Consider the following 8,862-nt stretch of genomic DNA (forward strand, 5'->3'; position numbering starts at 1 on the left):
CCCACACGCCAGCCACCGCCCAGCGGCGGAAACGCAGATAGGCATGGTGCCAGTCGCCGAGTTCGGCCGGGATCGAGCGCCATTTGGCACCGTTGTCGAGGCGCCAGATGATGGCCTCGATGGTGCGACGGTCCTCCTTGCAGGGACGTGCCCCGCGCAACTTCACCGCGGCGATGGCGGCTTCGAACTTGGCCCACTGGGCATCAGTCAAGACTTGCAACATCTACCCCCGCGAAAGCCGCAGAAAGACAGCACGTGCGCCGATTCGCCAAGTGATGAAATGCGAACAGGCCCTAACTGACGAAGATCAGGCCGCGGTACGCCAGCTATTTAAACTACTGCATCAATATTGCGATGAACTTGCGCCCGACATGCAGGCAACGTCCAGAGGCGAAGATCAGGAAACGCCCGATGTCGCCCTTGCGGATGTGGGCCACTTTCCGTCATTCCGGCGGACCCCGACCAACTCGTCGAGATCGCGCGGCAGGCCATGCGCCGCCGGCTACAGCAGGTCATCGCCGCCGTCATGCGATGAGTCAGGGTCGATCTTCGCAATCCGGGCCTTCAATTCACGCAGGTAGTCTCGCAGCCTCGGCCAGGCTGCGTCGGATGGGGCAATCGTCGCGATGTGGCGCCTCGCCCTGTCCAACTCGGCCTTCAGTGCCTCCAGCTCGTCTTGAGTAGACACGCATACACCTCACACTCGCACACGCCCTCCCATGGGTGTGATGACGTTATGGCTCACCCCTGGCATCGGCGACTGAGCTACAAGGCCAACAAGGCCGGAGCAGCCCGGTTCCGGCGGACCGGGTCACAGCCACGCGCGCGGATTCCGATTGGGAAAGCCACATGGTCCGGCGCGGCGCTTGATTCGTCGCGAGCCCCCGTCCTGAGCCTCCCATGGCGAGCCCCCGCCCTGAGCCCCCTCGCCGGATCGGTCCGCGTCAGCGTCGCGCGGTGCCGGCGTCAGTCGAGCCGCGAGGCAACCCGCTCGAGATTGCTGAAAAACCCCTGCCAACCCCGCTTGGCCCCGCCAAGGGCCTGGCGCTGATCGGGGCGGAAGCCCTTTTGCTCCATGCGCAGATGCGTGCCGGTGCGCGTTGGCGTGAGCGTGAAGGTCACCACGCTGGTCAGATTGAAGGCCGGGTCGCCGTGCACGTGGTTCCAGCTGTAGGACAGGGTCCTGGGCGGCTCGACCGCGAGGACCTCGCACTCCAGTATCCCTCCCCATTCACCGCGCAGATGAAAGCGGTGACCAACGGTGGCCGCGAAGTCGTTCTTCATCAGCCACGCCTCGATCAGGTGCGGCTGGGTGAGCGCGCGCCAGATCGTCTCCGGTGGATATGAGATATCGCGTTCGACAACGACGGAACGGGTTTCACCGGCCGTCATTGCCCTGTCCTCGCCTTCGCCGGCGCCTTCTTCCGCGTGGCGGCTTCCTTGTTCTCCGCCACCGCGGCACGGATCAGCGCCCTGAACGCCGCCTCATCGATCCTGTCGCCCTCATGGATGTCGATCGCGCGGCGCGTGCCGCCTGCAAGGCTGGCGTTGAATAGGCACGACGGATCCTCGAGCGCGGCGCCGCGCGCGAATGTTACCTTCACGGTTGCCTTATAGGTCTCGCCGGTGCAGATCAGGCCGTCATGTTCCCACACCGGAACGCCCCGCATGCCGTTCGAGGGTTTGCGCCACTTCACATCCTCGATCATCGCGGGATCGGCCTCTCGAATCAGGGCACGGACCTTGGCGAGTGTCTCGCCGCGCCAATCGTCATGCCGCTTGGCTGCCGCGTCATGCGGCCGGGCGGCGGGCACCTCGCCTCCCGATGCCGCAGCGGCGGCTTCCTTCTTTCTCATCCGACGCGCCTCCCCGCATAGGGCAGCACGAACATGTACAGGCCGGTCAGCAGCATCACGAACAGCGGCGGCAGGGGCGCATAGACGATCCAGGCGGGCGGCTGGTGCCCCATGCCCATGACCACGAAATTGGCGATCACCGTGAGGGTGAAGACCAGCGAAAGCCATCGATGCGTCTGGCGAATCCAGAAATTCATTGGTCCATCCTTTTCAGCAGGTCTTCGAGGTCATCGAATTTGCTTTCCCAGAAGCCGGCCATCCGACTGGTCCAGTCGACCAGCGGCGCCAGCGCCTTGAACCGCGCGCTGTAGTGCGTCCGCCGACCTTCGTGACGATCCCGCACCAGTCCCACCTGCTTCAAGGCCGCGAGATGCTTGGAGACCGCGGGTTGCGAAATCTTCGCCCGCTCGGTCAGCGCGCCGACCGTCTTCTCTCCCTCGCGGCAGAGCTGCTCGAAGATCGCGCGCCGCGTGGGGTCGGCAAGGGCACGAAAGAGCGCGTCGTGGGCGTCCGGCATCTGCTATCCATAACCTTGCGGATATGAATGACGCATAACCCGTTGGCTATGGGTTGGTCAAGCGACGCGCCCAGCCCGGCCGCAAGCACCACCCCCAAAGCGCCGCTCCCCAAAGCGCCGCTCCATGGACCTCGCACATCGTGTGGCAGCCCCTTCGGCGCCGGCATCACCGCGTCCGCGTATCATCCACGACGATGAAGAACTCCGCCTCTTCCTCATTCTCGTTGTGAAATTCGTGCACGACATGCGCCGGGTAGAACAACGTATTCCCCTGGTCCACCACATGGCGCTCCCCGCCGGTCACGACCGTCAGGCAGCCGCGGCGCACGAACAGATATTCCTCCACCCCGAGGCTGTGGCCGGGAAACACGACATGCCCGCCGCCGGGAAGCGTGTTGAGCACGAAATCCACGGAGCGATCCGGAAACAGCGGGGACAGCGACCGCCGCTCCAGGCCCGTGGCCGGATCGCGGTAGACGGCCTGGGCGGCGCGCGGCAGCAAGGTCGGCTCCCGCGTGCGGGCATCACCCAGCAGTTGCGACAGCCCGACCTCCAGGGCGGCCGACAGTTTCCCCAGGGTCGTGGCGGTCGGAACCGCGGCGCCCCGCTCGATCTTGGAGATCATCGCCCGGCTGACCGTGGACCGGCTGGACAACGCCTCCAGCGTCATGCCGCGCTCCCGCCGCAGCCGGCGCAGGTTGCGCGGCAGCTGGCCTCCGGCCACGCCGGATCCCGCCTGACACGAGCGTTCCGAAATCGTGGTCACGGCTCGATGCTCACCCCCCGATCCTCATCCATTCATCATGCGTGGCCGGACGCATGCAGCGTCCGTGCCAGGGCATCATCCGCGAAACGACCATTCCGTCCTGCCATTGCAATGCCGCCGATTCTACGATAGTAGAAATTTGACGGGAGGATACCAGATGCCACACGCCGCCGGCCACGGATCGCGGACCTGTCGCCGGAACGCGGCGCCTCCCGGCACGCGGTATGCGGGCGGCTCGCATGGTGGCAGCCGCGATGCCGGCTGATCCCGTCGCGTCCCGTCCCGTGCCACCATCATCGGTGGAAAGCCGGACATCATGGATCGCGGCCGGCGTGACGCTGGCGATCCTGTCCGTGGCCTATGGTTCGACACTGCTCGTCGTGGTCGGACTCCGAGCGATGGAGCTGGATCTGGGCGTGCCCCGCTCAACGATGGCGCTCGCCGGCGCAACGACCTGGATCGGCACCGGTCTGGGCGGCATCGTGATGGGATGGCTTTCCGACCGCATCGGCGTGCGCACCAGCGTGCTGACGGGTATCGCCATGATCGCCGCCGGCCTCGCGCTGTCATCGCTGGGACATGTCTGGACCCTGTATATCGGGCAGGGTGTCCTGGTCGGCTTCCTGGGGATGGGCGCCGTCTACCCGCCGCTGCTGATCTATGTCAGCCGCTGGTTCGACCGCCGGCGCGGCACCGCCATCGCATTGATCTCGTCAGGCCAGTACATCGCCGGCGTGATATGGCCGGCGGTGTTCGAGCGGCTGATCGCCGGCGCTGGCTGGCGTGTCACCTTCCTGGGCTTCGCGGGCGTCATCGTCCTGGTGACCGTGCCGCTGGCGGCCCTGGTCCTGCCGCCAACTCCCGGCACCGGGGATACCGCGCCTCGGCAGGCCAGCGGAAGCCGCCCGGCCCGCTCGCCCGTGCTGGGCCTGCGGCCGAACATGGTACAGGCCATACTGTGCATCGCCGCCTTCTGCTGTTGCGTGCCGATGGCGATCCCGCAGGGCCACCTCGTGGCGTTTTGCGGCGATATCGGGCTCGGTGCCGCAACCGGCGCGATGATGCTGTCCGTCCTGCTGGGCAGCGCCTTCGTCGCCCGCCAGTTCTGGGGCGCCTTTGCCGACCGCCACGGCGGCCTGAAGACGGTGTTCGCCGGCTCCGCCCTGCAGGCCCTGTCGATCGGCGCCTTTCTCCTGACCCAGAACGAAGCCGGGTTGTTCGCCGTCGCCACCGCCTACGGTTTCGGGTTCTCCGGGATCATTCCCGCCTATGTCGTATCGATCCGCGATCTTTTCCCGGCCGCCGAGGCGTCCTGGCGCATCCCCCTCGTGCTGTTCACCGGCATGAGCGGCATGGCGTTCGGCAGCTGGTTCGCCGGGCGCCTGTTCGATCATTTCGGCTACTACGCGCCGGCCTTCGGTTCGGGGGTCCTGTTCAACATCGCCAATCTGGCGCTGCTCGGGTTCCTCGTATTGCGGCTGCCGCGGTCGCGCTGGGGCAGCAGCCGGAACCGCCCTGTCGAGGCCTGACCTGTCGAGGCCTGAGGCCGCCCGCTTGCCCGGACCGCGGCTACAGCGCCACCGGTCGGGACCGCCATCGTCCGCAATCCGCCGCCGCCTCCCATGCGCGGACGCCGCTCGGGCGCCACGCAGTCGGCCGCGGCGAAGCGGAACGACAGCACCACGGCGGCGTAAATGCCACCGATCAGCGTCGCCAGGCAGAACAGCCAGAATGAGCCGATGACCATCGCCGGCGCGGCGGGCAGCCCGGTCAGGACACCGCACCCGGTTCCGCTGGGGGGATACCGCTGGCTTCCAGATGTCGGGCGACCAGGCTCACCGCGTGTGTCGATAGCTCCTCATATCAAACGGGCTGGTTGCCGTCTTTTGACGATCTGCCACGTTGTGCCGAACATCTGCCAAAGTACGATGGCGATGGGCCATCGGCTTGGCGCGGCCCGGCGCGGCTTGCCCTATACCAGCCGAGCCTGCTGAACCGCCGCGCGGATGAAGCTCGCGAACAGCGGGTGCGGGTCGAATGGTTTCGACTTCAACTCGGGATGATACTGCACGCCAACGAACCAGGGATGGTTGGGCAGCTCGATGATCTCGGGCAGCACGCCGTCCGGCGACAGGCCGGAGAAGCGCAGGCCCGTCGCCTCCAGGCAGGTGCGGAAATTGACGTTGACCTCATAGCGGTGGCGATGGCGTTCCTCCACCTGCGCCGCGCCGTCGTAAATGGCGCGCACCAGGCTGCCCTCCCCCAGCACGGCGGGATACGCGCCCAGGCGCATGGTGCCGCCCTTGTCGTCATGCTCCGACCGCTGCTCAAGCTGGTTGCCGCGCGCCCATTCGGTCAGCAGGCCCACCACCGGCGTATCACAGGGGCCGAACTCGGTGGACGACGCGTCCGACAGCCCGGCCAGATTGCGGGCGGTCTCGATCACCGCCATCTGCATGCCGAAACAGATGCCGAAGAACGGCACGCGCCGCTCCCGCGCGAAACGAACCGCCTCGATCTTGCCGGGCGTGCCGCGCTCCCCGAAGCCGCCCGGGACCAGGATTCCGTGCACCCCTTCCAGCCGGTGCACCGTATCCGGCTGGTCGAAGACCTCGCTGTCCACCCAGTCCAGGTGCACCTTCACGCGGTTGGCGATGCCGCCATGTGCCAGCGCCTCGGACAGGGACTTGTACGAGTCCAGCAGGTTCGTATATTTGCCGACGACGGCGATGCGCACCTCGCCTTCCGGATTGCGCACCGTGTCCAGGATGCGCTGCCAGCGGGACAGGTCCGGTTCCGTATCGAACGGCAGGGCGAAGTGGCGCAGCACCTCGCGGTCCATGCCCTCGGCGTGGTAGGCGATCGGCACCTCGTAGATCGTCGGCACGTCCAGCGCCGGGATCACCGCCTCGGGCCGCACATTGCAGAACAGCGCGATCTTCCGCCGCTCATTCGGCGGGATCGGACGGTCGCAGCGGCATAGCAGCATCTGCGGCTGGATGCCGACATTCAGCAGTTCCTTCACCGAGTGCTGGGTCGGCTTCGTCTTCAGTTCGCCGGCGGACGGGATGTACGGCACCAGCGTCAGGTGCACGAACATGCAGTTTTCCGGCCCCAGCTCATTGCCCAGCTGGCGGATCGCCTCCAGGAACGGCAGGCTTTCGATGTCACCGACCGTGCCGCCGATCTCCACCAGCACGAAATCCAGGCCGCCGGTATCGCGCAGGATCACGTCCTTGATCGCGTCCGTGATATGCGGGATCACCTGCACGGTGGCGCCCAGGTAGTCGCCCCGCCGCTCCTTGGCGATCACGTCGCGGTAGATCCGCCCGGTCGTGGCGTTGTCGAGCTGCGTCGCGTGCACGCCCGTGAAGCGCTCATAATGGCCCAGGTCGAGGTCCGTTTCGGCCCCGTCATCGGTGACGAAGACCTCACCATGCTGGTACGGGCTCATGGTTCCCGGGTCCACGTTCAGATACGGATCCAGCTTGCGCAGCCGCACGGCATAGCCGCGGGCCTGCAGCAGCGCGCCCAGCGCGGCCGAAGCGATACCTTTACCGAGGGAGGAGACCACGCCGCCGGTGATAAACACATAACGCGTCATGGACACTCAATATAGAAAGCCGAATCGGGGGTGTGGAAGCCCCTTTCCGGGATGGCAGCCAACGGGTGGCGGACGGTGGACGGAACGCCGGACGGTCCTGGTCATGGCCGCGGCGTGACCGGGGCGCCCCTCTTTAGTGGCTGCGCCGGCGCCTGAGAAGCCGTCTTCGCATCAAACGATCCGGCATCGCCTCTCTGGGCATCGCCTCTCTGGGCATCGCCTCGCTGGGCATCGCCCCTGTGGGCACCGCCCCTGTGGGCATCGCCCTTTGGACATCACATGATGCGGGCATCAGACATCTGGCCGATTCGATGGCGACGCGATATGCGGCCTGCATGACACCACCACCCGACGGCCCGGCCCGGCCCGACTTCTCCCTGGTCGTCCCCTGCTACAACGAGGAAGCCGGGATCGCGGCCTTCCACGGCCGCGCCACGGCGGTCGCCGAGACGGTCGGCGGCAGGTGGGAGATCGTTTACGTCAACGACGGCAGCAAGGACGCCACCCTGGCCCGCCTGCTCGCCCTGCGGGCTCACGATCCGCGCGTCGCCGTCGTCAATCTGTCGCGCAATTTCGGCAAGGAGATCGCGCTGACCGCCGGCCTGGACCACGCCACCGGGGACGCGGTGATCGTGATCGACGCCGATTTGCAGGACCCGCCGGAGGTGATCCCCGACCTGGTCTCCGTCTACCGGGAGGGGTACGACACGGTCTACGCCCAGCGCCGCCAGCGCGCCGGCGAGACCTGGCTGAAGCGGACCACGGCCGACCGGTTCTACCGCCTGATGCAGCGGATCGGCGGCGTGCCCATGCCGCGCGATACCGGTGATTTCCGCCTGATGAGCCGCCGCGCCGTGGACGCGCTGCTGCGCCTGCGGGAGCACCATCGCTTCATGAAGGGCCTGTTCGCCTGGATCGGCTTTCCCAGCAAGGCGGTGCTGTACGACCGCGCGCCGCGGCACGCCGGCAGCTCCAGCTGGAATTACTGGAAACTGTGGAATTTCGCGCTGGAGGGCATCACCAGCTTCACCGTCCTGCCGCTGAAGATAGCCACCTATCTGGGACTGCTGGTGGCGATGCTCGCCATCGTCTACGGCACGGTCATCGTCATCCGCACGCTGATCTTCAGCAACCCGGTGCCGGGCTATCCCAGCCTAATCACCGTCATCCTGTTCCTGGGCGGCGTGCAGCTGATGACACTCGGCGTCATCGGCGAATATCTCGGCAGAATCTTCAACGAATCCAAGGCTCGGCCGCTCTATCTGATCGAGCGCTACCTGCCGCCGGACTCCGTCCGGGCCGACCGGAACCCGGCCGGCTGAAACGGCAGGCCGCGGCTCGGAGCACGGCTGGCGCCCAAAGCACGACAGGGTCAGCCTGACCCGATCATGCTTTGGGCGCCGGACGAGCCGACCCGCCCTACCGTATCCCGATCACCTTGTGCGTCTGCAGGCTTAGCTGCCAGGCCGGGTGGCGCAGGCACAGGCCGATCGCCAGCTGGATGTTCGCCGCCAGGTCGGGCCCGTCCATCGGTTGCAGGGAGAAGCGGCCGAACGACAGGCGTTCCAGTGCCGCCAGCTCCATGCCGGGTTGCGGCACCACCAGCTTCAGCTCGCTGCCCTGCAGCAGCCGCAACGGCGCGCCGGCCTTCGGGCTGACGCAGATCCAGTCCAGCCCGGCCGGCGCGGGCGCCACCGTGCCGTTGGTCTCGACCGCCACCTGGAAGCCGCGTGCGTGCAGGGCCGCCACCAGGGCGTCGTCCAGCTGCAGCAACGGCTCGCCGCCGGTGCACACGACGAACGGCACGCCGCCCCTGGCCGCCGGCCACGCCGCGGCAATGGCATCGGCCAGCGCCGCGGCATCGCCGAATCGGCCGCCGCCGGTGCCATCGGTGCCGACGAAATCGGTGTCGCAGAAGCGGCAGACCGCGGCGTCCCGGTCGGCGTCGCGGCCCGACCACAGGTTGCAGCCGGCAAACCGGCAGAACACGGCCGGCCGCCCGGCTTGTCCGCCCTCGCCCTGCAGCGTGTAGAAGATTTCCTTGACCGCGTAGCTCATCGCACCGCCCGCCGCTTTGTCCTGGTCATCGAGATCCTGGTCATCGAGCCGGCTCGACCGT

General features: G+C 67.2%; 11 protein-coding genes. 2 read left to right on the forward strand and 9 right to left on the reverse strand.

The window, feature by feature from the left end:
* The 7 genes from VHC04_RS09295 to VHC04_RS09325 form a co-directional block, all read right to left on the reverse strand.
* A partial coding sequence (locus VHC04_RS09295; RefSeq protein ID WP_325680356.1) for a transposase occupies nt 1–211 on the reverse strand: 211 nt, incomplete at its 3' end.
* Nucleotides 212–502: 291 nt separating this feature from the next.
* Nucleotides 503–688, reverse strand: coding sequence for a hypothetical protein (locus VHC04_RS09300; RefSeq protein ID WP_325680357.1), 186 nt, complete (start codon nt 686–688; stop codon nt 503–505).
* Nucleotides 689–966: 278 nt separating this feature from the next.
* A complete protein-coding gene (locus VHC04_RS09305; RefSeq protein WP_325680359.1) occupies nt 967–1,392 on the reverse strand; it encodes an SRPBCC family protein in 426 nt (141 codons plus the stop codon).
* Complete coding sequence (locus tag VHC04_RS09310) at nt 1,389–1,856, reverse strand: DUF1801 domain-containing protein (RefSeq protein ID WP_325680361.1); 468 nt, start codon at nt 1,854–1,856, stop codon at nt 1,389–1,391. The genes VHC04_RS09305 and VHC04_RS09310 overlap by 4 nt, the downstream gene beginning before the upstream one ends.
* Nucleotides 1,853–2,053: a hypothetical protein gene (locus VHC04_RS09315; RefSeq protein WP_325680363.1), complete on the reverse strand. Its 201-nt coding sequence runs from the start codon at nt 2,051–2,053 to the stop codon at nt 1,853–1,855. The genes VHC04_RS09310 and VHC04_RS09315 overlap by 4 nt, the downstream gene beginning before the upstream one ends.
* Nucleotides 2,050–2,373, reverse strand: a complete 324-nt coding sequence (locus VHC04_RS09320) for an ArsR/SmtB family transcription factor (protein ID WP_325680365.1) — start codon at nt 2,371–2,373, stop codon at nt 2,050–2,052. The genes VHC04_RS09315 and VHC04_RS09320 overlap by 4 nt, the downstream gene beginning before the upstream one ends.
* A 166-nt stretch (nt 2,374–2,539) precedes the next feature.
* Complete coding sequence (locus VHC04_RS09325) at nt 2,540–3,097, reverse strand: helix-turn-helix domain-containing protein (RefSeq protein ID WP_325680367.1); 558 nt, start codon at nt 3,095–3,097, stop codon at nt 2,540–2,542.
* Nucleotides 3,098–3,393: 296 nt separating this feature from the next.
* On the opposite strand from VHC04_RS09325, the gene VHC04_RS09330 reads away from it, so the two are divergent.
* The gene (locus VHC04_RS09330) at nt 3,394–4,668 is read left to right on the forward strand and encodes an MFS transporter (protein ID WP_325680368.1); all 1,275 of its coding nucleotides are present in this window, start codon (nt 3,394–3,396) and stop codon (nt 4,666–4,668) included.
* 443 nt (nt 4,669–5,111) lie between these two features.
* Here the strand turns inward: VHC04_RS09330 and VHC04_RS09335 are convergent, their stop codons facing one another.
* Nucleotides 5,112–6,743: a CTP synthase gene (locus VHC04_RS09335; protein ID WP_325680370.1), complete on the reverse strand. Its 1,632-nt coding sequence runs from the start codon at nt 6,741–6,743 to the stop codon at nt 5,112–5,114.
* Between the two features lie 335 nt (nt 6,744–7,078).
* Here VHC04_RS09335 and VHC04_RS09340 point away from each other — a divergent pair, with 335 nt between their 5' ends.
* Nucleotides 7,079–8,065 carry a glycosyltransferase family 2 protein gene (locus VHC04_RS09340; RefSeq protein ID WP_325680372.1) on the forward strand — a complete coding sequence of 329 codons (987 nt, stop codon included), beginning with the start codon at nt 7,079–7,081 and terminating at the stop codon, nt 8,063–8,065.
* A gap of 97 nt (nt 8,066–8,162) precedes the next feature.
* Here VHC04_RS09340 and queE read toward each other — a convergent pair whose 3' ends face one another.
* On the reverse strand, nt 8,163–8,801 hold the full coding sequence (queE, locus tag VHC04_RS09345) for a 7-carboxy-7-deazaguanine synthase (RefSeq protein WP_325680374.1): 639 nt from the start codon (nt 8,799–8,801) through the stop codon (nt 8,163–8,165).
* Nucleotides 8,802–8,862 lie beyond the last annotated feature (61 nt).

It is taken from the genome of Rhodopila sp., from assembly GCF_035548095.1.
In the GTDB taxonomy this organism is placed as follows: Bacteria; Pseudomonadota; Alphaproteobacteria; order Acetobacterales; family Acetobacteraceae; genus Rhodopila.